This is a genomic window from Saccharospirillum salsuginis, from assembly GCF_014651855.1.
Classification (GTDB): domain Bacteria; phylum Pseudomonadota; class Gammaproteobacteria; order Pseudomonadales; family Natronospirillaceae; genus Saccharospirillum; species Saccharospirillum salsuginis.
Map to the genome: position 1 here is coordinate 93,696 of NZ_BMXR01000003.1, position 24,248 is coordinate 117,943.

The 24,248-nt window shown below is 61.9% G+C and carries 20 protein-coding genes and 1 pseudogene; 3 read left to right on the forward strand and 18 right to left on the reverse strand.

What is annotated here, in order from left to right; genetic code table 11:
• Positions 1 to 151 precede the first annotated feature (151 nt).
• From IE111_RS06625 to IE111_RS06635, 3 genes are all read right to left on the reverse strand, one after another.
• Complete coding sequence (locus IE111_RS06625) at positions 152 to 682, reverse strand: hydrolase (RefSeq protein ID WP_189607735.1); 531 nt, start codon at positions 680 to 682, stop codon at positions 152 to 154.
• A gap of 242 nt (positions 683 to 924) precedes the next feature.
• Positions 925 to 1,746 (reverse strand): hypothetical protein, encoded by an 822-nt coding sequence (locus IE111_RS06630; RefSeq protein WP_189607736.1) that lies wholly within the window; start codon positions 1,744 to 1,746, stop codon positions 925 to 927.
• A 24-nt stretch (positions 1,747 to 1,770) separates the two neighbouring features.
• Complete coding sequence (locus IE111_RS06635; RefSeq protein ID WP_189607737.1) at positions 1,771 to 2,337, reverse strand: YceI family protein; 567 nt, start codon at positions 2,335 to 2,337, stop codon at positions 1,771 to 1,773.
• 209 nt (positions 2,338 to 2,546) lie between these two features.
• Here IE111_RS06635 and IE111_RS06640 point away from each other — a divergent pair, with 209 nt between their 5' ends.
• Positions 2,547 to 3,425: a LysR family transcriptional regulator gene (locus IE111_RS06640; protein WP_189607738.1), complete on the forward strand. Its 879-nt coding sequence runs from the start codon at positions 2,547 to 2,549 to the stop codon at positions 3,423 to 3,425.
• A gap of 351 nt (positions 3,426 to 3,776) precedes the next feature.
• Positions 3,777 to 3,941, forward strand: a pseudogene (locus tag IE111_RS24785) (Fic family protein); the annotation flags it as partial.
• 9 nt (positions 3,942 to 3,950) lie between these two features.
• Here the strand turns inward: IE111_RS24785 and IE111_RS06645 are convergent.
• The 7 genes from IE111_RS06645 to IE111_RS06675 form a co-directional block, all read right to left on the reverse strand.
• Positions 3,951 to 4,835: a DUF7281 domain-containing protein gene (locus IE111_RS06645; RefSeq protein ID WP_189607739.1), complete on the reverse strand. Its 885-nt coding sequence runs from the start codon at positions 4,833 to 4,835 to the stop codon at positions 3,951 to 3,953.
• Positions 4,832 to 7,597, reverse strand: coding sequence for an Mks condensin complex protein MksF (locus IE111_RS06650; protein WP_229805269.1), 2,766 nt, complete (start codon positions 7,595 to 7,597; stop codon positions 4,832 to 4,834). Before IE111_RS06650 ends, IE111_RS06645 begins: the two co-directional genes overlap by 4 nt.
• The gene (locus tag IE111_RS06655; RefSeq protein ID WP_189607740.1) at positions 7,594 to 8,175 is read right to left on the reverse strand and encodes a condensin complex protein MksE; all 582 of its coding nucleotides are present in this window, start codon (positions 8,173 to 8,175) and stop codon (positions 7,594 to 7,596) included. The genes IE111_RS06650 and IE111_RS06655 overlap by 4 nt, the downstream gene beginning before the upstream one ends.
• Positions 8,172 to 9,428 (reverse strand): MksB family condensin complex protein, encoded by a 1,257-nt coding sequence (locus IE111_RS06660; RefSeq protein ID WP_189607741.1) that lies wholly within the window; start codon positions 9,426 to 9,428, stop codon positions 8,172 to 8,174. The genes IE111_RS06655 and IE111_RS06660 overlap by 4 nt, the downstream gene beginning before the upstream one ends.
• Positions 9,429 to 9,451: 23 nt before the next feature.
• On the reverse strand, positions 9,452 to 10,315 hold the full coding sequence (locus IE111_RS06665; protein ID WP_189607742.1) for a YicC/YloC family endoribonuclease: 864 nt from the start codon (positions 10,313 to 10,315) through the stop codon (positions 9,452 to 9,454).
• Positions 10,316 to 10,319: 4 nt separating this feature from the next.
• Positions 10,320 to 11,042 carry a ribonuclease PH gene (rph, locus tag IE111_RS06670; RefSeq protein ID WP_189607743.1) on the reverse strand — a complete coding sequence of 241 codons (723 nt, stop codon included), beginning with the start codon at positions 11,040 to 11,042 and terminating at the stop codon, positions 10,320 to 10,322.
• Between the two features lie 474 nt (positions 11,043 to 11,516).
• On the reverse strand, positions 11,517 to 12,995 hold the full coding sequence (locus IE111_RS06675) for a hypothetical protein (RefSeq protein WP_189607744.1): 1,479 nt from the start codon (positions 12,993 to 12,995) through the stop codon (positions 11,517 to 11,519).
• A gap of 68 nt (positions 12,996 to 13,063) precedes the next feature.
• Here IE111_RS06675 and prlC point away from each other — a divergent pair, with 68 nt between their 5' ends.
• Entirely contained in the window at positions 13,064 to 15,100 is a 2,037-nt protein-coding gene (gene prlC / locus IE111_RS06680) for an oligopeptidase A (protein ID WP_189607745.1), read from the forward strand.
• Positions 15,101 to 15,258: 158 nt separating this feature from the next.
• Here prlC and IE111_RS06685 read toward each other — a convergent pair whose 3' ends face one another.
• The 8 genes from IE111_RS06685 to IE111_RS06720 all read right to left on the reverse strand — a co-directional run bounded on the left by IE111_RS06685 (position 15,259) and on the right by IE111_RS06720 (position 24,240).
• Positions 15,259 to 15,855, reverse strand: coding sequence for a class I SAM-dependent methyltransferase (locus IE111_RS06685; protein WP_189607746.1), 597 nt, complete (start codon positions 15,853 to 15,855; stop codon positions 15,259 to 15,261).
• A 139-nt stretch (positions 15,856 to 15,994) separates the two neighbouring features.
• Entirely contained in the window at positions 15,995 to 16,339 is a 345-nt protein-coding gene (locus tag IE111_RS06690) for a HopJ type III effector protein (RefSeq protein ID WP_189607747.1), read from the reverse strand.
• Positions 16,340 to 16,418: 79 nt separating this feature from the next.
• Positions 16,419 to 19,508 carry an efflux RND transporter permease subunit gene (locus IE111_RS06695; protein WP_189607748.1) on the reverse strand — a complete coding sequence of 1,030 codons (3,090 nt, stop codon included), beginning with the start codon at positions 19,506 to 19,508 and terminating at the stop codon, positions 16,419 to 16,421.
• A complete protein-coding gene (locus IE111_RS06700; RefSeq protein ID WP_189607749.1) occupies positions 19,505 to 20,737 on the reverse strand; it encodes an efflux RND transporter periplasmic adaptor subunit in 1,233 nt (410 codons plus the stop codon). Before IE111_RS06700 ends, IE111_RS06695 begins: the two co-directional genes overlap by 4 nt.
• 60 nt (positions 20,738 to 20,797) lie before the next feature.
• Entirely contained in the window at positions 20,798 to 21,274 is a 477-nt protein-coding gene (locus tag IE111_RS06705) for an SPOR domain-containing protein (protein WP_189607750.1), read from the reverse strand.
• Positions 21,275 to 21,309: 35 nt separating this feature from the next.
• Positions 21,310 to 22,119 (reverse strand): shikimate dehydrogenase, encoded by an 810-nt coding sequence (gene aroE, locus IE111_RS06710; protein ID WP_189607751.1) that lies wholly within the window; start codon positions 22,117 to 22,119, stop codon positions 21,310 to 21,312.
• 191 nt (positions 22,120 to 22,310) lie between these two features.
• Positions 22,311 to 23,381 carry a sn-glycerol-3-phosphate ABC transporter ATP-binding protein UgpC gene (ugpC, locus tag IE111_RS06715; RefSeq protein WP_189607752.1) on the reverse strand — a complete coding sequence of 357 codons (1,071 nt, stop codon included), beginning with the start codon at positions 23,379 to 23,381 and terminating at the stop codon, positions 22,311 to 22,313.
• Between the two features lie 16 nt (positions 23,382 to 23,397).
• Positions 23,398 to 24,240: an ABC transporter permease subunit gene (locus tag IE111_RS06720; RefSeq protein WP_189607753.1), complete on the reverse strand. Its 843-nt coding sequence runs from the start codon at positions 24,238 to 24,240 to the stop codon at positions 23,398 to 23,400.
• Positions 24,241 to 24,248 lie beyond the last annotated feature (8 nt).

Sequence of the window (24,248 nt, forward strand, 5' to 3'; positions counted from 1 at the left end):
TCACTGCATCAACCTCACCAGGGAATGGTCTGAATCAGTAAAGACCAAGTCGGTGAATAAGCAAATCCGATGGCCGGCCAGGAACCTCGATGAATGAGGCCCTGTGCCGGCCGGCCCGATTGTGCTTTTTTGTAATGCCGGGTCATCGCTCCTACACATCCTGGTCCAGTGGCAATTCCACCTCGGCGAACCCGACTACGTAATTCTCACCATAGGCTTTAGAGCACTTCGGACAGGTCGTGTAGAAGAAGTAGGTCCCTTTCAGGGTTTTACCGGCCTTAATCGCTTCATCCGCCAGGGCTTTCTCCCATTTGGACATATCCCGATAGGGGCCTTCGAAGACACGGGTAATGAAATCGCCGGTCAGGCGCTCCATTTTCAATCCGGGCACGGGTTTATCCACCAGGAAATAGTGATCGGCCCGCCAGGGTGAGACTTCCCGGGACAACACCACCGTAGTGTCCTCCAGAGCTCCGTGGGCGTCGTGAATCGCGGTGAAAGTCTTTTTGAAAACAGGCCCCATGTTCAACGGCATGTGAAACAGACTTCGGGTGCTGGCTTTGGCGAACAGCTTGTCGCGGAAATGCAGATCCTGGTGTTCCCAGCCATCCGGATGAAACCGGGGACAACATTGGGTGGGGCGATCGCTGATGTCGTAATACGGAACGGCATTGGTTTCCATGGTCGAACCTCCTGCGCAGGGCGCATGGTGACTCGATCGGTTCCGGGTCCACTGCGGGGCGTGGAATGACAGCCTCGGTCGGTAGCTATCGGGTCGATGGTGTTTACAAGTCGGTGGAGTACAACCACCGAGGGCAGTATAGCGCCGCCCAAACCTGTGAAGGATTGACCCGGGTCAAGGGTATAACGTCAAGGATGTCGGGAGGGTCGGTGACCCGCGTTCGACAGCGGGCCACCGGTTAATCAGTACAGCGACTGTTCCGGCCAGGCATACCAGAGGCTGAATACAAGCGGCAGTGCGGTCGCCGCAACCAGCACAACCGGTTCCAGCCAGCGGGTGTCCGGTCGCCTGGCCACAACCAGGACGGCCGAGCCAACCCATGGCAGGGCAGCCGGCAAGAGCGCCCAGGGCGACACTTCAACCAGATGATAGGCGACCAACGCCACCCAGACCAGCGGCAGGGTCAGTACCGGCACCAAAGCCCGCCAGGTCCGGTGGGGACGTTGCCCGGACACCAATGGCAAACCAAAACCGATCAGCCAGCTCACCGCCATGACTACGCCCAGCGCACCCGCCAGCTCCGCCAGTTTCAAGCTGCCGGCCAACCCGATCACCGGTGCCAGAACGGCCGCCGGTGCGATCAGAAAAGCCGTGGGCCAGAACAATGAGCCGGCATCGTCGGGATCGGCCCGGTTCAGCCACAGCCAGGCCAACCCGACCGGCACCAACAGAGCCAGTATTTGAGCGACCCAGACCATCGGCGTCAGGCTGGAGGCGAACACCCAGACAGCCCAGACGCTGACCGGCAGCCCCAGCAGCAACAGGGCGACCGCCCGGCCCGGCCGCAGCAAAGCAGCCACGGAGGCGACCAGCCCCATCAGCCAGATGCCGTCCATCGCGGTAGGCGGCCACTGCATGGCGCCCTGAATCCAGCCATACGCCCCGAGACCGGCTACAAACGCCGCCACAGCGGGCATCCACGCGGAACCGCGACCCAGGGCGAAGGCCACTCCCATGATCAGCAGCGGCCAGATGACCGTCGGTAACACCAATTCAGTCAACATAACAGATACCAGCGCCGATGCGGCTTACTGGCGAACCCCTTCGATGTAGATGGTCAGTTCGGTTTCATCCGGCACATTGGGGATGAAATAGTCGATGCCGAAATCGCTGCGCATCACCTCGGTGCTGGCCACGAACCCTTGACGATAGCCGCCCCAGGGGTCTTCGCCCTCATCGATCTTCTCAACGTCCAGCTCAACCGACTGTGTCACACCATGCATGGTCAACTCGCCGGTGAGCACACCGCCTTCGGCATCGCCTTCATAGCCGGTGCTGGCAAAGGTAATCGTCGGGTATTGTTTGGCGTTGAAGAAATCCGGAGAGCGCAGGTGCTTGTCGCGATCGGCATGATTGGTGTCGATGCTGTCGGTCTGGATCTCAATGTTGACCGAATTGTCGCCCGGGTTGGCATCGGACCAGACATAGCTGCCGGAGAATTCGTTGAACCGGCCCGGCAGACGGGACACACCGAGGTGACCGGTCTCGAACGTCACGGCGGAGTGCGCCGGGTCAATCTGGTAATCGGCGGCCAATACGGTGGTGCTGAAGAAGGAGGCCGATGCGACGGCGAGGGACAAAGTAAGTTTGTTCATGGGCGAAATCCTTGGTGTGGAGAGTGTCAGGCACGCCACTGTACGGATTAACACGCGGAAATTAAGCACCGTGAATGAGAATGGTTTTTTCGAAATTGGAAAATGTTGAACCGTCCCCCAACACCGCGTATAGAAAGTTTAAGGATCGCCCCTGAGGGCGGTATTCGCGGTACCATGCCGGGTTGTCTTGGGCTTGGGAGCCGGAAAGGATGGACCGACTGACCGCATTACGGGTGTTCTGCGCCGTAGTGGAGCACAGCAGTTTCTCGCGCGCTGCCGTCGAACTGAACATGTCCGTCGCCAAGGTGAGCAAATTGGTACAGGGACTGGAACATTCGCTGAACACCAGCCTGTTGCGCCGCAATACCCGACGCATCACCGTCACCGAAGCGGGTGAAAGCTACTACCAGAGCATGGCGCCGCTGCTGGAGGAAATGGCCAACGTCGACGCCCGGGTCGAGCAAATGACCACCAGCCTGTCCGGCACCCTGCGCATGACGGTGCCACTGGATTTCGGGCGACGACTGATTATGCCTTTGATCCCCGAGTTCAAGACCACCTACCCGGACCTGGAATTGGACATCGAACTGTCCGATCGGCATTCCGACCTGGTCGCCGAAGGCTTCGACCTCGCCGTGCGCATCGCCGACCTGAAAGACAGCAGCCTGATCGCCAAACCCCTCGGCCGCTACGCCATGCTCTGCGCCGCCTCCCCGGATTACCTGGCCCGCCACGAACCCATCCGGACACCGGCCGACCTGGAGCATCACCCCTGCCTGACCTATTCCCTGATCAGCCAGCCGACCGTCTGGCCACTGAGTAACGGCGACGAGGAAACCAAAGTCCTGGTTCGCTCCGCTCTGCAGCTCAACAACGGCGATTTACTCGCCCAGTCTGCCAGCCAACACCTGGGCGTGCTCTATCAGCCGGACTTCATTCTCAAACCCTACCTGGATGCCGGCCAGTTGGTGACCGTGTTGCCCGAGTGGCAACAACGCAGAGTGAATGCATGGCTGGTGTATCCCGCGAGGAAATACTTGCCGATGAAGGTGCAGGCGATGGTGGGATTTTTGGAAGGGCGGTTTTAGCCAACTTCTCCAAGTGACAGACGACCGGGGGCACTGAAATATTCTATCCGCAGGGCCTGAACATCGCACAAACTACCACTCTATCGCGCTTAACTGATGGACAGTACTGCTTCTACACCACTCTATTCCGCCAAACGTGTATAAGAAATTTGGTTTTCATGACATGTCACCTTTGATGCGTATCAATAACGACGCTTTTTATACAGTTTCATACGGAGTCCGGATTAGCCATGCTGCCGTTACTACTTTTGGATAACCTCGAACGCTGGGAATCAAGGACTGCTCTAAAAAAGCTGCCGAAGCTCACCGTTATCTTGCTGAGCTGAAAGGGACCGCAGTAACCATCCCTATAGAAAGATGGAATTCGTGGTGGACGATCTTAAGGTTTCACGCATTACCGCCGCCAAATATCTGGACCAGCTCGTAGATCTGAATTTTCTGGATAAAGCTCGCATCGGGCGCAGCAATTATTACATCAATACCGCTTTGATGAGATTGTTTCTGGATAGAGCGTAATTGAATGTCTCACTCCGGCTCTGGTAACCAAACCGCTTCCTGCTCCAACCCCAATCCCTTCTCAGCCATGGCATCCATTAAGGCCAGGGCAGGATCGGCTTCGTCGAGCTCGCTCAATGCGCGGCGGGCCGAATTGAAATGCTCCCGGGAAGACATCCAACGGTCTGAATTCCCGTAGTGCGCCAATTTGGTGGACCAGTTAGGCATCAACCAAAGTGATACGCGATCACCCAGCCTTGCCCGCGCCCGGGCATAGTTGCCTAAGCCAACCCCGTCGTAATCCGGGAAGAACCAGATCCGGTCGGCGCGCGGTTGTTCGGCCAGCCAGTCGAGCAGGAGCCCGCTGAGATGGCCACCGTAGTACAGAGCGCTTGCCTGGGTTGATTCCGGAAGCCAGTCGAGTCGGTCAAACAGCGCCTGGTTTTCGATCAGCCAGAGGTCGCCTTCGGTCGACCATCGATTGTCGGCCGAGATGGCCAGCGCCGCTGCGCCCTGAGCATCGGTGGCCTGCCGCAGGTCCAGTCGGTGGCCTTGGTCGTCATGCCAGATGGGATATCCTCCACCGGCCTTGAGCAGAAGGTATTGAATGGCATGGCCGTGGCGGGCGCCTTTGCTGTCGCGTCGGGTACCGATGTTGGTGGCCCGGTCGGGCAGAGCGGCATCCAAATCATCGGCCTCGACCGGGCTGAGCCGACGCCAGTGGTGCTCGACGATGGTCGGCTGCACGATGTGGTAGATAACGCCGCGACCGGCCGGTTCGCGGCGAACGGCGCCGGTTTGGCGCGCGAAATCATCCAAGGTGGTTTTCTGGGCCTTGCTCAATGCCGACCCGGGCAGGCGGCCTTGTTCGGCCGCGCGCAATTTATCCAGTGCGGCGCGTAAGGGCCGGCTCATGCCGGGGCCTCGTCCAGGCGTTCCAGAATCTGCCAGCTTTGCCGACTGATGTGGTTGCGCCCTTTATGGTGACGAATGGGCACGCAGTAGCGCGCCGTGGTCAGCGGCGCCGGGGAGGCGAAGATCAGCGCGAACCCGAATTCACTGGCCGTGTCGATCAGGCTTTTCTGGTTGCGTGCGTCCAGCGCCAGGGCTTCGTCCAGGTAACAGATGGCGCGCACCGGGTGGCGCTGGTCCTGCATCAGATACAGCATGGCGAGGCCGGTGACCAGCTTGGCCATCAGGACGGTGCCGTTTGACGCGGCGCTGTCGATGTCGTCGAAGGATTCAGGCGCCTGGTCGGTCTTGCCGACGATGAACACCAGGCGGAACAGGTCGGCGACCTTCAAGCCCTGCCGGGCGTTGCCTTCGTCGATCAGGATTTGTTTGGCGCGGTCCAGTTGGGCGTCGTCCAGCACGCTGCCGTGGTTGAACAGTTCGAAGGTGTCGCCGCTGTCGACCTGGGCGGCGGTGTCGATCAGGGTATGGATGGCTTCGACCAGATGGGTTTCGTCTTCGGGCTCGATCTTGAAGGTTTTCAGGTCCGACAGTTGACGGTGTCCGATAAGACGGTTGAATTCCCGCATGCGGCTTTTGAACGCATAGAGTCCATCGCGCAATTCACGCAGGCTGGCGGTGACATTCACCACAGCGCTGCGCGCTTTTTTCTCCAGCGCTTCGGCTTCGCGCGGCAGGTGATGGCTGAATTCGATGATGCGCTTCAGCTCGCTGTCGTGATCGTCGCTGTATTGATATTTGGTGAGCCCGCCGGCGTGCAACTCGGCCAGTATCCGGTGCAGGTCACGATCGAGGTCCAGCAGTTCGCGGCAATCCCGCTGATACCGCTGCAGACGATCGGCCAGTTCGTCCAGGGTCCAGTCCGGTTCGCCCAGCCAGGGGTGATGGTCGAGTTGATCCAGATAGCCGAATTGTTCCGCTTCGTCGCCCCGCTGATGGCGAATCCGGTCGATGGCTTTATGACGCGCGTCGAGGGTGGCGCGGTCGTCAGCCACGGCTCGAATTTCGGCGCGCAGGCGATCGGCCGTTTCCTCGGAACGGGCCTGGGCCTCCCGGATATCGTCCAGTTCCCGTTGCAGTTCATCCAGCTTCTCGCGGCGCTGTGGCGCCTCCGCCGTCAAGGACTGCCACTCGTCAAATTCGGCGATATCCCGTTCGATGCGTCGCAACTCCTCTTCCAAACGGTCCTTCTTGGCCCGTGCGGCATCCATCGCTTCTGCGGCCGTCAGTTGTTCCTCCAGGGCAGCCTGTTGCAGCGCCAACTCTTCCAGCCGTTCACGCAACTCGGTCTCGGAGTGCTGAGCGTGTTGAGCGGTCAGTTGACTCAGGTCGAGCGTCAGCCCCGGCCAGCGCAGTTGGTCCGGTAGGTTACCCGACAGCCAGCGTTTCAATTCGGCGGGGTCCAGCTCGAACCCAGTCGGCCCCAACGTCAGAGCGGAGCGATTGAAGGCCCGGTTCAGACGGTCCAGCTCTTCCTGAGACAAAGACTCGCTCAGCCGGCGAAACAGGTTGTCACTCAGATTGGCCAGTTCCTGTTCGATCTGGGCATGATCCGTCCGATTGCGCGCTAACTCGCGACGAATGGACGACACACTGCGGGCCCCGGCCTGACTGACCAGGGCGATCTGGTCCTCGTAGGCGCGCTTGGCATCCATTTGTTGTGCCTCGAGATGGGTCCGGTCCGGCACCAGCTCGAATCGTCGCGCCAGTTCGGCTTCCCGCGCTTGTGTGGTGTGCAGCGATTGTTGTTCCTGTTCCAGCCGCAGTTTACGTTCGGTCAGTTCCCGGTCGCGCTGGACCAGGCGGCGTTCGTCCTCGCGCAGGCGGGTCAGGCCTTCATCGAGTTCGGCCACGCGCTGTTCGTAGTAGGCTTGCCAGTCGACCAGTCCCTGTTCGATGCGCGGCCGCCAATCGATCAATTTACCGCGCAGAGTCAGACGTTGTTCATAGGCTTGCTCCAGTTTCCCGATGCGGTCTTTCATGGCGACGGCGGCCTGGTACTGGGCCCGTTCGGCATTCACCTCGGCGAACGCCTTGTCCCACTCCTGTTTGAAGTCGATGCTGGCATCGGGCAGGTCGCGCTTGAAGATCTGCAACAGGTAGTTTTTCACATCGCCGGAATTCAGCTTGTCCAGCCTCAGTGTCCGGGTCAGTACGCGCCGAAACGCCTGGGCATCGGAGGCGTTTTCCAGCCGGAACACGGTGAAGTCGGGTTCATGCCCGGATCGGGATTTGCGTCCGCCGTACAACAGTTCGGCGAATTCACTGGCGTTGTAACGGAACATCGATTTGCCGCGTTCGGCCAGATGGGTCGCCAGTTTGGGTTGCGCGACCAGCGAGCCATCCGCCAGCCGATAGTCCTCGACATCCAGAGGCCCCTGGTAAGCGAAATAGTCGTAATCATGACCGACGCCTTTGCCGACACAGCCCAGTACGACGGTGCCGCTTTGCGGCAGGCTGGCCTCAAGTAAAATATAGGCGCTGTTGTTGGGAAAGTAGAAGCGCCGGGTCTTGTCGAAGTCGTGGGCGCCGAAGTCCATGCGACGCCGGTCGATGATCAACAGGAATTGCAGCGCGTTTATTAAGCTGGTCTTGCCGGTGTTGTTCGGCGCGATCAGGGACACCGAGTCGTCCAGCGGGAGTTCGGCGCGTTGGTAGCCGGCGCTGCCCAGCAACACCAATCGCTGAAAGCCAAAGGTCATCATAGCGGTTGTTCTCCCTCGTCGTCGTTCTCCTCCAGCACGACCTCCTCGGTTTTAGCGACGTTCGCCAGTTCCTCGTAATGGTCGAGGTAGCGACAGACGGCGGGAAGTAACCGCCAATGGCCATTGTAGGCCAGGGCGAATCCAAAACGCTGCGCGGTCTCGAACAAGGCGACCAGCCCGTCCGGTTCGATGCCTTCGGCCACGAGCAATTCCTGGTGTTGTTCGTGCACGGTTTTCAACAGGCTGGAGTCGATCACCCAGTCGCCGAATCGCATCAGGGGTTTGCCGGCGTCGGCCTGGGTGTCGAACAGGACCATAAACAGCAGCGCTAACTGGCGTGTGGCTTTGTTGGTCGCGCTGGTGGCCTCATCGGTGTGGAACCAGGCGAAGCCGCGCCCGTCGATGCGCAGGTCGTAGCCAAGCGCCTCGAATATCGCCTGATACGCGGTCTGCTCGCGTTCCAGCTCCGCCCAGAGCGCCGGTTCGGCTTGACGGTTCAGGTGTTTGCCGTTGTTGAACAACCGAAACAGGTCGGCCAGGGACGGCAGTTGGGCAAGATCGATTCGATGGTCGCTCATTGAGGTTCCAGACGATGTGGATGGTAATGAACCCGCACAGTTTTCAATTCGGTTTCGGTGGCGTCGTCACGCAGCCTGGATTGCCAGGTCGGATCTCGCACCAGATCGTGGTACAGACGTAACACGACGGGATCCGGCAGGTGGCCGTAATGCTGACACAGCCACGCCATCAGGTCCTGGACTGGAAGCGCGTCCAACAGCGCCTTCTTCAAGGCCTCTTCGTCCACCCATTCGGCCATGTCGGCCGGATCGGCCGCCACTTCCTCGGGGAAAGCGGCCACTTCCGGTGTGAACGACCGGGCTTCGGCCATGATCGACAGCACTTCATCGTCCACACCCAGTTTGCGGCCGCGTTCCACTTTCCAGCGCGGCAGCCGACCCCTGACACCCTTGGCACTCAGCCCGCGTCGCAACCCCTGCTTGCGCACCCGCCCGAGGACATGGCTGATCGCTGCGGACAGTTCGTTGTGTTGACGAGCCTCTTCGCGCAACGGCAACAAAGTATCGGCACACTGCTGCGCCACGATGCGACCCAGCCGACGCAGTTCCTTGGCCTGGTAGGCGACCTGGCGAAGCTGCAGACGATGCGTGTACAGGGCGCCTTGCACCGACAGCGCCTCGCTCGCTTTATCCAGTGCTTGTTCGGCCGCCTCGAGGTAGGGATAAAATGTGCCATCCAGCCCACTGTCCATCATCTCGTTCATCGGTTCGACGTACTGGTCGTAGGCTTCCAGTACCGCCTTGTAGCGACGCTCAATGGGCATGGAGGCATCGGTCGACTTGGCGTTCTCGGCCAGTTCCAGAATGGCGTGCCGATCCTGATCCAACTGCTGAGCGATCTGGCGAAACAGGTCCGACAGACGGGCCGCGCCTCTGCGCAAGGCATCGTGATCGTGGTCGGCCAGACCGTCGCTGAGTTGCCGGGTCGCGTCGCGGATGGCCTCGACCCGGGCTTTCAACACGGACGACAGCCCCAACTCGTGTTCCCGGGTCAGGCCACGCACAAAATCCAGCACCAGCGGATTCACTTGCAGGCTGTTGGATCGGGTCAGCCATTGCAGAACGTCGGCGTTGCACAGGGAGCGCAAAACAGCTCCCGGATCATCGCTTTCGCCCGGGGAGCCGTGTTTGCCGATGGTCGCCAGCACCTGACTTTCCTCGAATGCCGGAATATCGCGCGAGGCGCGCGCCAGGGTTTCGACGATGTCCCAGTGTTTGTGGAGGTGGTAAACCAGGCTTTTGGGAGTGGCCATGAGGGTTCCGCCTTATCCCGGTGTTACTCGATGTTCTGCACCTGCTCGCGCATCTGCTCGATCAACACTTTCAAATCCACCGACGCCTGGGTCACCCGGCTGTTGGTGGCCTTGGAACCCAGGGTGTTTGCCTCGCGGGTGAATTCCTGCATCAGGAAATCGAGTCGGCGGCCGACGGCGCCCTTGGCCTTGAGGATATGGCGGACTTCCTGGCAGTGAGTGTCGAGACGGTCGAGTTCTTCGGCGACGTCGGCCTTCTGGGCAAGTAGGACGACTTCCTGTTCCAGGCGCTCCGGTTCGAGGTCGACACTGAGTTGTTGCGCCTTGGCGCGCAGGTTGTCGCGGAAGGTTTCGACCCATTCGGGGACTTCCTTGCGCACCTCGGCGACGATGGTTTCGATGCCGTCCAGGCGCTCCCGCAGTGCTGCCGCCAGCTCTTCGCCTTCGCGCTGACGGTGGGCGAGAAAGTCCTTCAAGGCGGTGTCGAACAGGCTCTTGGACTCGGCAAAGACCTGGTCCATATCGACATTGGCCTCGGCGAGTACGCCGGGCCATTGCAACAGGTCGAGGGCGTTGGGCGCGGCGCTGTCCAGGATGGTCTGGCGTACCTTGTCGAGCGCACCGCCCAGGGCTTGCAGCCGGTCCAGGTTGACGTCGAGACCGGCTTCGGTCTGAGCCAGGTAAAACCGCATTTGCACGTCCACCTTGCCTCGTTTCACCTGTTTTTTCAGGCGTTCGCGCAGCGACATCTCGACCGGTTTCAGGGTATCCGGCAGTCGAAAGCTGGGCTCCAGGTAGCGGTGGTTCACGGAGCGCACTTCGACCGACAGGGTGCCGGCCTCGATCTCGGTTTCGCGCCGGGCGAAGGCGGTCATGCTGTAGGTCATGGCATCAGGCCTCTTCGTTGAGCACGGCTTTCTGGATCTCGCACAGCTCGGCGACGCCCTTGGACGCGAGGTCCAGCATGGCGGTCAGTTCCTTCGGCTGAAACGGTTCGCCTTCGGCCGTGCCCTGGATCTCGATGAAGCCGCCGTTGTCGGCCATAACGACGTTGAGATCGGTCTCGGCGGTGCTGTCTTCGGCGTAGTCGAGGTCGAGGACCGGGGTGTCGTTCCAGACACCGACAGAGACAGCAGCGACGGCGTGCTTGATCGGGTTCTGTTTGATCATTTTGGCGTCCAGCATGTGCTGGATGGCATCGGCCAGGGCGACGTAGGCGCCGGTGATGGAGGCGGTGCGGGTACCGCCATCGGCCTGGATGACGTCGCAGTCGAGGGTGATGGAGTGTTCGCCGAGGGCTTTCATGTCGATGGCGGCGCGCAGGGAGCGACCGATCAGCCGACCGATCTCGACGGTGCGCCCGCCCTGTTTGCCGCGTGCGGCTTCGCGCTGGTTCCGGGAGCCGGTGGCGCGCGGCAGCATGCCGTATTCGGCGGTGACCCAGCCCTGGCCCTGACCCTTGAGGAAGCGCGGTACGCTGGCTTCGACGCTGGCGGTCACGATGACCTGGGTGTCGCCGAAGCTCACCAGCACGGAGCCTTCGGCGTGTTTGGTGAAGCGGCGTTGGATGGTCACGGGGCGGAGTTGGTCCGGGGTACGGCCACTGGGTCTCATGGAATGAAAGCCTTATTTGGAACGATGAATGTGGCCGGACAGTATAAGGGTTTGGGGTGGGTTGGCTACAGTGGTTGCTTAGGCTGCTGTGGCACTGGTTCGCACCCGGTGGCGGGGTATGGCCGTCCGGGGTCGCCGTGAACCCGTCCATGGGGGCTAGACGGCAGCATCCATGCTGCCCACTTCCCCGGAGACCATAACCCGCCACCGGGTGCTTGGAGTTACGCCGCCATACACCAAGACCCCGGATTTTGCGGTGATGGAATTTGTAGGGCAGAAGAGCGACAGCGTTATCTGCCGTGGGGAGGATACGGTGGCACTGGAAAAAACGCCGATATCGGATTCATACCTTTGTTTTGATAAGGAACTGGCAGTCAGCCATATTCGATAATTGTGGCATCGGTTAGCCCAAAGGCTTCAGTTGAGAACGGCAGATAACGCTGTCGCTCTTCTGCCCTACATTCAAATTTGAACTCAGCGGCAGTAGGTGTGGTCGGGGAAGAGAGTAAACCGGTAGCTGTGCGGTGGCTGGGTGGTTTGGGGATCGATATTTCGCCAGGGCAGTGGGTTCTTTTGCTCCCAATCCAGTGTTTCGGGCAGGTGGCCTTCGATCTGGACTAAACGGCTGTCGAGGGCAAGGCTCGTGACGGTGACGCTTTCCAGCGGTTCTGGTGCCGGCAGGCTGAGGCTGGCCGGTCGGTCGCCGAGGTTGACGGTGAGCAGGGTGAGGGTGCCTGTCCGGGTCGGGTGGCAGTGGGCGTAAGCCTGGAACGGGCCGCTGTGACCGGTGACGGTGAGCCATTTGGCGCCCATCAGGCGTTGCCAGAACACCTGGGCCCAGTAGTCGGGGTTGGGGCTGTAATTCTGGCGGTAGGCGAGCAGGGCATAGTCGCCGCCCATCAGGCTTTGGCGGATGACGGTTTGCTGGCCGGTTCGGGCGGCGATGCCGAGGTGGGTAAGCCACCAGAGGCTGGAGCCGAAGCGGTTGGTGAACCGGTCTTCGCCGCCGCATTGGGCGGGGCCGGTTTCGCCGAGCCAGAGTCGGGTTTGCAGTGAATAGCGGTCGATCCAGCCTTTGACGCGCTCGGCCTGGCGGGTGAACTCTTCGACGGTCTCCAGATCGAGCAGGGATTCCCACTCGACGCCTTCGGTTCGCACGGTGCAGCGGTCGGACTGGGTGGGGTAGTAGTGCCAGGTGAAGATGTCGGGTTCGATCCCGCTCTCCAGAAACGTGCGCGAGGTGCCGACCAGGGCGCGCAGCGGTTCGCCGACTTCGGGCCAGAAAGCGTTGGCGGGACCGGCGAGGGGGATGTCGCCGACAATATCGCGGGCCTGCTGATACTCAAGCGTGTATTGCTCGAAGCCGAATTGGTGACGCGGACCGAACATCAACCAGTGGGCGCCGGGTTCGTTGCCGAATTCGAGCACACCGTCGAAGTCGTCCGGCAGCCAGTTCACCAGGCGGCGCAGTTGGTCGGGTTGCCAGGTGCCGTCCCGGCGAACCCGGGGGCCGGTGCTGACGGTAATCATCGCGCGCGCGTCGAGGCGGTCGACGAAGCCGAGAAAGGCCTCCAGATCGGCGCGGTTCAGGTTGGGTTCGGCGACGGTCTCGCCGTCGGCCTGCCACCAGAGGCGATCGGCTTCGGTACCGCCCAGGCGCACCCAGTCCGGGCTCAACACCCGCGTCCAACGCACCAGGTCCGGATCGGTCAGGTCGACCGGGCGCGGCAGATGACTGTCGCCGCTCCACCAGTCGCCGCCGGTCAGCATGGCGGCGTCGATGGCGACACCGAGGAAGTCCGGGCTTGTTTCCCCGCCTTCGAACCCCCAATTGATCACCAGATCGGATGGCGCGTCTTCCTGCGCGAACAGCATCCAGACAGTGACAATGACGAGCGCCGCGGCCAGAGGGTGGCGGCGGCGATGGGCCAGACGGTAAAGTGATTGAAACATGGCGCCTTTCTACGCGCGCAGGATGACAGTTTGACGACATCACCCCAATTCAGAAAAGGACCCTTGGTATGAGCAATCCCCTGCTGGAGCAGCACGAGCTGCCGCCCTTCGAGCAATTCAAACCCGAGCATGTGGTGCCCGCGGTCGAGGAGATCATCGAGCGCAACAAGCAGCACATCGATGACCTTGTGGCGAAGACAAGCGACCCGACGTGGGACACCTTTGTCGAGCCGATCGACCGTTGGAACGAGGACCTGGATCGCGCCTGGTCCGTGTTCAGCCACCTCAGCGGGGTCAAGGATTCCAAGGACCTGCGAGATGCCTATGGCCAGGCTCTCGGCCTGGTGACCGACTACCAGAGCTGGCTCGGCCAGCATCAGGGCCTGTTCCAGGCCTATAAGGCGATCGCCGCGCGAGACGATTTCAATCGCTTGTCGACGGCGCAAAAGACGGCCGTCGAACATGCGCTGCGCGATTTCCGCCTGTCCGGTGTCGATCTGCCGGACAACGACAAGAAGGCGTTCGCCACCCTGCAATCGGAACTGGCGAAGCTGAGCCAGACGTTCAGCGAGCACCTGCTCGACGCCACCCAGGCCTGGAGCCTGCACATCACCGACGAAAACCGCCTCAAGGGCCTGCCGGAATCCGCGCGCGCCACCTTGCAGCAATATGCGAAGCAAAAAGACAAGGACGGCTGGCTGGTCACGCTGGAAATGCCGTCGGTCCTGCCGGTGCTGACCTATGCCGACGATCGCGAAGTCCGCCGGGAAACCTACATGGCTCACATCACCAAGGCGTCGGACCAGGGCCCGAACGCGGCTCATTTCGACAACGGTCCGGTGATGACCACGATTCTCGACAAGCGTCACGCGGCGGCGGAACTGCTGGGGTTCAAGAACCACGCGGAGGTGTCGCTCGAAACCAAGATGGCCGAATCACCGGAGTCGGTGCTGACCTTCCTGCGCGAGCTGGCCGACAAGGCCGTCCCCCAAGCCAAACGCGAGTTCGAAGAACTGCAAACCTTCGCCCGGGACGAATTGGGCCTGGACGACCTGCAACCCTGGGACGTGGCCTATGCCAGCGAAAAACTGAAGGAAAAACGGTACGCCTTCTCGCAGGAGGAGTTGAAGCCCTACTTCCCGGTACCGCGCGTCATCGACGGCCTGTTTGAAACCGTGCACCGGCTGTTCGGTGTCACCTTCGAAGCGGTCGAGCAATTCGAGACCTATCACCCGGATGTGCGTCTTTACAACGTTCTGGAAAACGGCGAGGTGGTGGCCCGGTTCTACCTGGACCTCTACGCTCGCGAGGGCAAACGCGGCGGCGCCTGGATGGATGAATGCCGCAAGCGGCACCGCTTGGGCGGCCAGGTGCAGAAACCGGTCGCCTATCTGACCTGCAACTTCACACCACCGGTCGGCGACAAACCCTCACTGCTGACGCACGATGAAGTGACTACTTTGTTCCACGAATTCGGCCACGGTCTGCATCACATGTTGACTCAGGTCGATGTCGTCGATGTCAGCGGCATCAATGGTGTGGCCTGGGATGCGGTTGAACTGCCCAGCCAGTTCCTGGAAAACTGGTGCTGGGAACCGGAGGCGCTGGCATTCATTTCCGGTCACGTCGACACCGGCGAGCCGCTGCCCGGCGAGTTACTGGATAAAATGCTGGCGGCGAAGAACTTCCAGTCGGCGATGCAAACGGTCCGCCAGTTGGAGTTCTCGTTGTTCGACATGGAGCTGCACCGCAAGACCGAGGGTTTCATGGTCACGGACATTCAGGACGTACTGGATCGGGTGCGGGCCGAGGTCAGTGTGGTGCCGGTGGTACCGGAGAACCGTTTCCAGCACGGCTTCGGCCACATTTTCGGCGGTGGATACGCGGCCGGGTATTACAGCTACAAGTGGGCCGAGGTCTTGAGCGCGGATGCGTTCAGCCGATTCGAGGAAGAGGGCATCTTCAACGAACGGACCGGTCGGGATTTCCGCGAGGTGATTCTGGCGAACGGCGGCAGCGAACCGGCGGGAGAGCTGTTCAAACGGTTCCGGGGCCGGGAGCCAAGCGTGGATGCGCTGTTGCGGCATTCCGGTATCGCGGCTTAATAGATGTAATCGCCGAAGAATCCGCGCCGGCCGCCCGGTAGTCTCCCAGGGGGCCGGCGTGAACCCGTCCATGGGGCCTTAGCCTCGGCATCCATGCCTCGGATATCCCCCTGGAAGACTACCGGGCGTCCGTCGCTCGCATTTCAAACACCTTCCTACTATCCCTTTCTCGCAATCACAGTCCAGTAGTGCCAATGCTTGGGTTTTCCCAGAGCCGTGGTGCCGGGCTCGTCGCGTTCGTGGGCGTGGAGGATGTCGAAGCCGTCGAACAGGGTCTCGAGGTCGTTTGAGTCGACGGTGACGCCCCGGAAGCGGTCGAGTCGGGTCCAGCTGTCGTCGTGACCGAGGATTTGGCCGCAGAAGAGACCGCCGGGGTGGATGGCGTGGCGGACCCGGTGCCAGACGTCGCTAAAGTGTTCGGCTTCGCAGAAGAACAGGCTGGAGCTGGCGTTGATCAGGCTGACGGGGTGGTAGTCGAAGGTGTGGAAGTGGGCGAGGACGGGTTTGAGGTTCGGCCTGACCTGGGTGTTGTGGGTGAGCGAGGCGATGGCGGTGGGTTCGGCGTCGAAGGCGGTGACGTCGAAGCCTTGTTCGGCGAGGTGGATGGCGTCCCGGCCGGTGCCACAGCCCATGTCGATGGCGGTTTTGGGCAGGTCGGGGCTGAGCAGGTCGAGTGCCTGGATCAGGTGCGGACGCGGTGGCTGAGACCGGGTCAACTCGTAGTAGGCCAACCATCGGTCGGAGTGTGAGTTCATGTTGTCTCCCTGGCGATACGATCGGGCGTGTTGGACGCCGTTCCTTGAGTCGAATCAAAGCCTGACAGGTTAGTCAGTTTTTGATCGACCGTCGACGCCCCGGGTCCGGGGTTGTGCGTTCGATCCCAATCCGCGCGGTTTATTTCGCCTTGAGCGGGATCTGTTTGAAACTGACACCGCGCCAGCCGTGGCGCAGGAATTGCCGGATGTTTTGATGGTCGTCACCGTCCGGGTGTTGCAGGACGTCGACGCGAAAGTAGTCGCCGAACAGGTGCAGGGTGGTCGGTTCGGGCAGGTTCATCAGGTGCCCGAACGCGAGGATCTTGCACGAACCGAGATTGCTGCCTTCGCCATTGTGTTGCTCGCCGACGCTGAAGGCGGTGGGGGTGAAGTCGAAATGCCGGTCGATGGCGGCGATGGTTTCGTCGAATGCGATGGCTTCGGGTTCGCTGTAGATGCGGTCGACAAAAGCTTGCAAGGACATGACTCGGTCTCTGTTCGTGAAAACGGCCGGCCAGTATAGCCGGCCGGGCCCTTGTTGTCAGAGCCCGGTCGAATCCGGCTTAGAGCATGACTTCGCGACCGAACAGCCAGTCCTTGAAGTGCCGTGCGCGCAGGCGCAAGCCTTCGATGGTGATCAGCATCGCCGGGACGTAGAACAGGATCAGGACGGTGGCGAAGATAAGCCCGAAGGCCAGGCCCGCGGCCATGGGAATCAGGAACTGGGCGTCGAACGAGGTTTCGAACAACAGGAAGCTGAGGCCGCCCACCGTGGTCAGGGTGGTCAGCAGTACGGCGCGCAGGCGCTGAACGCTGGCTTCAATGACGGCCGGTTTCATCGCCATGCCCTGTTCGCGCAGTTGCCGGTAGAAGGTGACCAGGACGATGGAGTCGTTGATGACGATGCCGGACAGCCCGAACAGGCCATAGATGCTGAGCACGCTGAGCTCGAGCCCCATGATCCAGTGACCGGCGATGGCCCCGGTCAGCCCGAAGGGAATGGCGGACATGACGGCCAGTGGCCAGCTCCAGCTTTCGAATACCCAGGCCAGGGCGATGAAGATCAGCAACAACCCGAGCACAGCGCCGATCTGGACGTCGCGGAAAAAGTCGCTCTGGGCCTGCTGATCGCCTTCCACGTCCAGTCGCAGGTTGGGGTAGCGTTCGCGCAGTTCGGATCGGATCTCGGTGTCGATCAGGCGATTCACCTCGGTGAGGTTGAGGTTCGGGTCGTTCAGTTTGGCCGAGACCAGGACCGACAGTTCGCCATCGACCCGGTTCAACTGCTGAATGGCCCGCTCGGCGGTGGGCTGGGCCAACGCGCCCAGCGGCCGGGTGCGGCCGTCGGGCAGCGGCAGCGGGATCTGCGACAGCGAGAACCAGTTGTCGACCTGGGCTGGATCCAGTGCCAGCGTGACGTCGATCTCGTCGCCATCGACCTGCAGGCTCTGCACCGGATAGCCGTCCACCCACTGGCTCAGCGTGCGCGCCAGCTGGTCCGGCGTCAGGCCCAGGGCTTTGGCGTCCGGGGTCAGTTGCAGGTCGAGCTGTTCGGCGCCCAGCGGCAGGTTGTCGCGGATTTCGATCAGTCCGCCGATCTCCGCCAGCCGGTTTTTCAGCCAGCCGGCCGCCGTCTGCAGCCGCCCCAGATCCTCGCTGACCAGGCGCACACTGACGCCGTCGGTCGACGGTCCCTGCTGACCCTCAACGAATTCGAGATCGACCAGACCGGCCGGTTCGGCGACCTTGGCCCGCCAGAGCCTTATGATCTCGGCGTTGGACAGCGGCCGTTCGGTGCTGTCGTCGAGTTGCACATAGAGGCCGCCGTTTTCCAGGGCGTCCTTGTGGGTTTCCAGTACCGTGGTTTCGACGATGTCGAGCCCGCTGTTGGCTTCGACCTCGAACAGGGCCGCTTCCATCCGGTCCAGAAAGTCCCGGACCCGGGCCGGGTCGGTGCCCTCGGCGAACTCGGCGTTCATCTGCACGGCCGGTTGCTGAATGGCGGGAAAGAAAACGAACTTCACCCGGCCGCTGGCGACCAGCGACCCGGCCAGCACCAGCGCTACGACGACCAGCGCGAAGGTGGTGCCACGATTGTCCATGGCCAGAGTCACGGCACGGCGGAACGGCCCCTGCCGAAACCGGTCGAAACCACCGTCGAACCACTGCCGCAGCCGACTGGAACGGCGCTTTTGCCCCTTGGCGAAGCTGTGCGCCAGATGGCCGGGCAGGATCAGGAAACATTCGATCAGGGAGGCGGCGATGGCCATGATCACCACCAGCGGCACGCTCTTGGTAAAGACCCCGGCCTGACCGCCGACCAGCAACAACGGCAAAAAGGCGGCGATGGTGGTGATGGAGGACGCCAGTACCGCCGGCAACATGCGCCGGGCGGCACCGATGGCGGCCGTCTGCGGGTCGTCACCCGCTTCCATGCGGGCATAGGCGTTTTCGCCGACCACGATGGCGTCGTCGACGATCACGCCCAATGCGACCAGAAAGCCGAACAGGCTGATCAGATTAATCGAGTTTCCGGTCAGTTCCAGGAACACAAAGGTCGCCAGGAAAGAGATCGGTACGCCGGCGGCCACCCACCAGGCCAGGCGGTGATTGAGGAAGATGAACAACACAATCAGTACCAGCAGCATCCCGCCCAGGCCATTCGAGAGAATGATGTTGACCCGTGACTGCACGAATTCGTAATTCTGGTTGTAGATGTGCAGCTGCATGCCGGAAGGCAGGGTCGGCTCGAAGTCCGCCACCCAGTCGTTGAGGACCTCCGCCATGGCCAGGGTGTCTTCGCCCTGGGTCCGGCTCAGCGCCAGACGCACTGCCGGCAGCCCCTGATAGTGAACCCGGGTCTCGTCGTCGGCGCGGGACTGGCTGACCCGGGCCAGCTGATCCAGGCGCATCACCTGATCGTCCAGAGTCAGACTCTGCCGCGCCAGGCTGTCCGCTTGTTGAGCCTCGTTACGGACCCGAATCTGACTCTGATAGCTCTGGTCGCCGGTGATGCCGGCGGGACGATTCACATTCTGGCCGGCCAGCTGTTGACCGAGTGCGGACAGGGACTGGTCGGTGGACAGGTAATCGACCAGATTCAACCGCGCCTCTAACGAGCGCTCCGGCAGGCCGTTCAGGTCCACCTTGGCGATGCCGGCGGCTTTCAGGCTTTTTTCCGCGGTCTCGGCCCAGACCTGCAACTCGTCCAGCGACTGATCCCCGTAGAGCAGCACCTCGGCCACGGGTTCGTAAAACGTCTGTTGCTGGACGCTGGGTTCATCGGCCCCTTCGGGCAGGTTGACCGGTTCGATCGCCTTCTCGACGTCCGAAATGGCCTGGTCGACATCATCGACCGACTCCTTGAAGGTAATCGTCATGAAGGCGGCGCCTTCGATGGTGGTGCTGGTCAGGCGGTCGACCTCGGTCAATTGCAAAATCGACTGTTCCAGCGGAATGGTGACACCCTGCTGCACGTCCTCGGCGCTGGCCCCGGGCCAGTCGGTGTTCACCGTGGCGATCTTCAATTCGAAGTCCGGCAGGAACTGGGTGTTGAGCCGATCGAGCGCGATCAGCCCCAGAAAGATGACGATGAACATCAGGGCATTGGGCGCGATCCGGTGCCGGGCGAAGGCGGCGAGAATGGACATCATGGTTGGGCCACCTTGACGGCCAGACCCTGGGCCGCATCCTTGAGGCGCGTGGCCAGCAGGGCATCGTCGGCAGACAGGTCACCCTGCACAAGTCGCCACAGACGCCCGTCCTGATAGCGCTCACCCATCACCTGCACTGGTATCCGCCGCAGGCGGTTATCATCCAGTCGGTACACAAAGGCGTTGGAATAGACGCTGGCATCCGGCACGGCCCAGGCCGAAACCCGGGGCAGATCGAGCCAGAGCCGATAGTAGCGGTTGAGAACCAGGCCAGACCCTGTATCGGCCGGCTTGAAATAGAGTTGCAGACTGCCGCCGTCGGCCGCCGGATCATAGCCATTCAAGGTCACCGGGACGGATCCGTCGGGGCCGTCCAGGTAGCCGTCCAGTCGGGTCAGGTCGGCCACCCGATCCAGAGCCGGCGCCGCCGCCCAGGCCAGCAATTCGGTCTCGCGGTCGTCGATCAGCCGCAACAGCGGAGCGCCGGTGCTCACCCGTCCGCCGGTCTCGGCCTGTACATCCGACACTCGTCCGGCAAAGGGGGCTGTCACTGTGGCATCGTCCAGAGTGGCGCGGGCCTGGTCCAGTTGGCTGTCCAGCTCCGCGAGCTGGGCCTGGAGTTGCTGCTGCACGTTCTCGTACCGGGCGATCGCCAGTTCGCGCTGCTGCAACGCCAACAACTGGTTCTGATAGGTGCGTTCGGCCGCTTCCAGATCGGACGCGGAACTGAGATTGCGCTGCGCCAGGTTGCGCAGTCGCTCGACGCTGCGCCGGGCGATGTCGAGCAGATTGCGCTCCACCGCTACGGCCTGCTGGTCGGCCTCGTGTTGCTTGGCTTCCAGCGCCTGCCGGGCCAGAAGGTCTTGGCGACGGGCTTCCAGCTGGTTGACTTGCCTTTGCAACTCCATGCCGTCCAGCCGGACCAGCACCTGACCGGCCTCCACCCGATCTCCGACCCGGACCGGTACCGAGTCGACCTCGGTCGTGATCGGACTGGTGATCTCGATCGACCGGCGGCTCTGATAGCGCGCATAAAGTTGCAGCTGGGGGGCATGGGGACCGGCCAGGGGCGACACCGTGGTCACGGTGGCAGCGTCGGCCAGCGGGTCGGGCGTGGGCGCATCGGGGTCGGCCAGGCTGCTGGCCGGGTTGCTCACCATCAGGAAGGCGCCCCCGATGCCGGCGGAAAGCACCAGCACGGGCAGCGACCAGCGAACGATTCGGGTCATGGTATCCATACGACTGTTAGACATTGTGTCGTTACAGTACGTGGACGGGAACGATTTGGGTCAGGAACCGGCGCGGTAGCGAAAGGATTCAAAGCCTTCCGCGCGCAGGCGTTGGCGCTGTCGCGCCAATTCCGGCGACGACAGCGGCCCCAGCAGGACCCGGTGTCCGTCCTCCTGGTCGTCGAACCAGTAGCGCACATCACCGGCCCAGGCCTTGCCGGCGATTTGCCGTTTGAACCGGGCCACCGATTCGGCGGATTCAAAAAACGCCAGCTGCAAGTACTCTCCGGCGGGCAATCCCTTGTTGTCCGTCGCAGGGGTGACGGGATCCTGCGCCACCGGCATATCGGGCACCACCGGTGTGGGTTCGGCCGGGGCCCCGGATTCCTCGGCCGGGGCGGGTTCTTCCGTTTCCTCCGGCCAATCCAGCTCAATCACGACGGGTTCGTCGGACTCCATCGGTATCGCACCTTCGGGCGGGATCGGCTCGCTGGCCTGGGGACCTTCCGCATGCGCAACGGCACTGGCGAGGACCATCGCCAGAACCCACCCGCAACGGTCACCCCGGTCGCTCACTTCAACTGACCCCGCAACTCCTTGAGCACGGACTCCGGTTCCGGTTGCACGCCGCGCCAGATCTCGAAACTGACCGCCGCCTGGCCGACCAGCATGCCCAGCCCGTCGGCACACTCTTTGGCGCCCTGTTCGCGCGCCCAGCGGTTGAAGGCGGTCTCGCCCTTGCCGTACATCATGTCGTAACAGCGGGTCTCGGAGGTGATCAACCCTTCCGGCAACGGCGGCAAATGCCCGGACAGGCTGGCCGAAGTGCCGTTGATGATGATGTCGAAATGACCTTCGAGTTCGTCGAACGAGGAGGGCGCGATTTCGGGAAAATCGTCGGTCAGGTCTTCGGCCTTGGCCAGGGTTCGGTTGGCCAGCACCACCTGGGCCGGGTTGCTCTCCAGCAGGGACTCGAGGATGCCGCGCACGGCGCCGCCGGCGCCCAGAATCAGGATGTGGCTGTTTTCCAGCGACCAGCCCAGCTGTTCCTCCAGGTCGAACACGAGGCCAGCACCGTCGGTGGTGTCGCCCAGAATGCGGCCGTCTTCCAGCTGCACCAGGGTATTGACCGCCCGCGCCCGCTTGGCGCGTTCGGTCAGTTCGTCGGCGAAATCGTGGGCATCTTTCTTGAACGGTACGGTCACGTTGAAGCCACGAAAGCCGTCCCTGAACATCTGCCAGACGCGCGTCTCGAAACTGGTGACGGGCAATTCGATGGCCTCGTATTCCAGATCCTGACCGGTTTGCCTGGCAAATGCCGTATGAATCTCGGGAGACAGACTGTGCTTGATCGGATGACCTAATACCGCATAACGGTCCATGACGGATCCTTTTCTGGTTGCATGACGAAATGGCGAACGCCCGCATTGGCGGGTGGGCGATTGGCCGGCCAGATTGAATCGACTCTCACCTGAAAAAACAATAGTTGGGACCGGGGTTTTTGTCCAAGGCACCGATGACAGGGTGTGACCTGATCGGCCCCGGATTCGTATGGCGAATCCGGGTTCAGGCGTTACAGGCGTTGACCACTGCGGCTGTCGAACAGATGCCAGGCATCCTCCGGCCAGCTCAAACCCAATTGAGGCTCATCATGCCGTTCGAACTTGGGCAGATTCAACACCACCTCGGCGTCGGCCACCTGGCCATGCAGCAACTGGCTGACCCCGAGTTCCTCGCCCATGCCCACGTCGAACGTCACCAGCCCGTCCCGCACCGTCTCGGTGACCGCGATCTGCTCGGGACGAACCCCGAGCGTGATGTCCGTGACCCCATTCAATGCGGGTCGCTGTTCAGCCGGCAAGGTCAGTCGCTGGCCATCGGTCAACACCAGATCGCCGCCATCGACGCGTGTACTGAAAAAATTCATCGCCGGCGCGCCCATGAAACTCGCCACAAACAGACTGGCCGGCCGATGGTAGACATCGCGCGGTGTGCCCACCTGTTCGATCTCGCCACCGTTCAACACCACGATGCGGTCGGCGAGCGTCATCGCCTCGACCTGATCGTGGGTGACGAAGATCGACGTCGCGCTCAACTTACGCTGCAGTTTCTTGATCTCCAGGCGCATGTGGGCGCGCAACTTGGCGTCCAGATTCGACAGCGGTTCGTCGAACAGAAACAGTTGCGGGTCGCGCACGATGGCGCGGCCCATGGCCACGCGTTGGCGCTGGCCGCCGGAGAGTTGCTGCGGTTTGCGATCGAGGTAGTCGTTGATCTGCAGCAGATCCGCTGCTTCGCGCACCTTGCGATCGATTTCGGTCGCCTCGACACCCCGGTTTTTCAGCCCGTAGGCCAGGTTTTTATAGACCGTCATGTGCGGGTAGAGGGCGTAATTCTGGAACACCATGGCAATGTCGCGCTTGGCCGGCGGTTCGGTGTCCACCCGCCGATCACCGATGTGGATCTCGCCCCCCGTCAGGCTTTCCAGCCCGGCGATGGACCGCAGAATGGTGGACTTGCCGCACCCGGAGGGACCGACCAGAACAACGAATTCTCCCGGTTCGATGTCCAGCGACAGGCCTTTCACCGCCCGGTGGCCGTTGGGGTAGGTTTTCTCGATGGAAGTGAGGGTCAATGCACCCATGACTGCGTTTACTCCGTTATTTTTCCGATTCCACCAGTCCCTGGATAAACCAGCGCTGGAACAAGACGACCACCGCAACCGGCGGCAGCATGGCGAGGATGACCAGGGCGAAGGCGACGTTGTATTCCGGCACCCGGCCTTCGCGAACCACGCTCAGAATGTGCTTCAGGCCCATGACGATGGTGTAGTACCCCTCTTCGGTCGTCATGATCAGCGGCCACAGATACTGGTTCCAGCCGACCACGAACATGATGATGAAGATGGCGGCCATCATGGTGCGCGACAGCGGCACCAGGATGTCCTTGAAGAAGCGCCAGGGGCCGGCGTTGTCCAGCGTGGCCGCTTCGAGCAGTTCATTGGGCACCGTCTTGTAGAACTGGCGGAAGTAGAAGGTGGCGGTGGCCGAGGCGATCAGCGGTACGATCAAACCGGTGTAGCTGTTCAACAGGTTCAGGTCGCTGACCACTTCGTAGGACGGCACGATGCGCACCTCCAGCGGCAGCAACAGCGTGCAGAAAATCGCCCAGAACAGGAACGTCGCCAGCGGAAACCGGAAATACACCAGGGCATAGGCGGCCGCCATCGAGACGATGATTTTGCCCACGGCGAAACCGACGCCCATGATCATCGAATTGATCAGCATGCGCAGGCCGGTGGCGGTATCGGTAAAGCCGGACGCCGTGGTCAGCGCCTGGCCATAGGGCGCCAGCCCTTCGCCTCCGGGCAACCACTGCAGCCCTTCGCGAATCAGGGTGTCGACGGAATGGGTGGAGCTGGCGAACAGCAACCACAGGGGCGTCAGCAGGAAGAGCACGCCGACGATCAGAATCAGGTGATCGCTCCAATGGTCTTTGGTCACGCGCGGTC

Bases quoted from the DNA above. Each gene is read 5' to 3' on its own strand.
- IE111_RS06625 (WP_189607735.1), bottom strand. From the start codon at position 682: ATGGAAACCAATGCCGTTCCGTATTACGACATCAGCGATCGCCCCACC.
- IE111_RS06630 (WP_189607736.1), bottom strand. From the start codon at position 1,746: ATGTTGACTGAATTGGTGTTACCGACGGTCATCTGGCCGCTGCTGATC.
- IE111_RS06635 (WP_189607737.1), bottom strand. From the start codon at position 2,337: ATGAACAAACTTACTTTGTCCCTCGCCGTCGCATCGGCCTCCTTCTTC.
- IE111_RS06640 (WP_189607738.1), top strand. From the start codon at position 2,547: ATGGACCGACTGACCGCATTACGGGTGTTCTGCGCCGTAGTGGAGCAC.
- IE111_RS06645 (WP_189607739.1), bottom strand. From the start codon at position 4,835: ATGAGCCGGCCCTTACGCGCCGCACTGGATAAATTGCGCGCGGCCGAA.
- IE111_RS06650 (WP_229805269.1), bottom strand. From the start codon at position 7,597: ATGATGACCTTTGGCTTTCAGCGATTGGTGTTGCTGGGCAGCGCCGGC.
- IE111_RS06655 (WP_189607740.1), bottom strand. From the start codon at position 8,175: ATGAGCGACCATCGAATCGATCTTGCCCAACTGCCGTCCCTGGCCGAC.
- IE111_RS06660 (WP_189607741.1), bottom strand. From the start codon at position 9,428: ATGGCCACTCCCAAAAGCCTGGTTTACCACCTCCACAAACACTGGGAC.
- IE111_RS06665 (WP_189607742.1), bottom strand. From the start codon at position 10,315: ATGACCTACAGCATGACCGCCTTCGCCCGGCGCGAAACCGAGATCGAG.
- rph (WP_189607743.1), bottom strand. From the start codon at position 11,042: ATGAGACCCAGTGGCCGTACCCCGGACCAACTCCGCCCCGTGACCATC.
- IE111_RS06675 (WP_189607744.1), bottom strand. From the start codon at position 12,995: ATGTTTCAATCACTTTACCGTCTGGCCCATCGCCGCCGCCACCCTCTG.
- prlC (WP_189607745.1), top strand. From the start codon at position 13,064: ATGAGCAATCCCCTGCTGGAGCAGCACGAGCTGCCGCCCTTCGAGCAA.
- IE111_RS06685 (WP_189607746.1), bottom strand. From the start codon at position 15,855: ATGAACTCACACTCCGACCGATGGTTGGCCTACTACGAGTTGACCCGG.
- IE111_RS06690 (WP_189607747.1), bottom strand. From the start codon at position 16,339: ATGTCCTTGCAAGCTTTTGTCGACCGCATCTACAGCGAACCCGAAGCC.
- IE111_RS06695 (WP_189607748.1), bottom strand. From the start codon at position 19,508: ATGATGTCCATTCTCGCCGCCTTCGCCCGGCACCGGATCGCGCCCAAT.
- IE111_RS06700 (WP_189607749.1), bottom strand. From the start codon at position 20,737: ATGACCCGAATCGTTCGCTGGTCGCTGCCCGTGCTGGTGCTTTCCGCC.
- IE111_RS06705 (WP_189607750.1), bottom strand. From the start codon at position 21,274: ATGGTCCTCGCCAGTGCCGTTGCGCATGCGGAAGGTCCCCAGGCCAGC.
- aroE (WP_189607751.1), bottom strand. From the start codon at position 22,119: ATGGACCGTTATGCGGTATTAGGTCATCCGATCAAGCACAGTCTGTCT.
- ugpC (WP_189607752.1), bottom strand. From the start codon at position 23,381: ATGGGTGCATTGACCCTCACTTCCATCGAGAAAACCTACCCCAACGGC.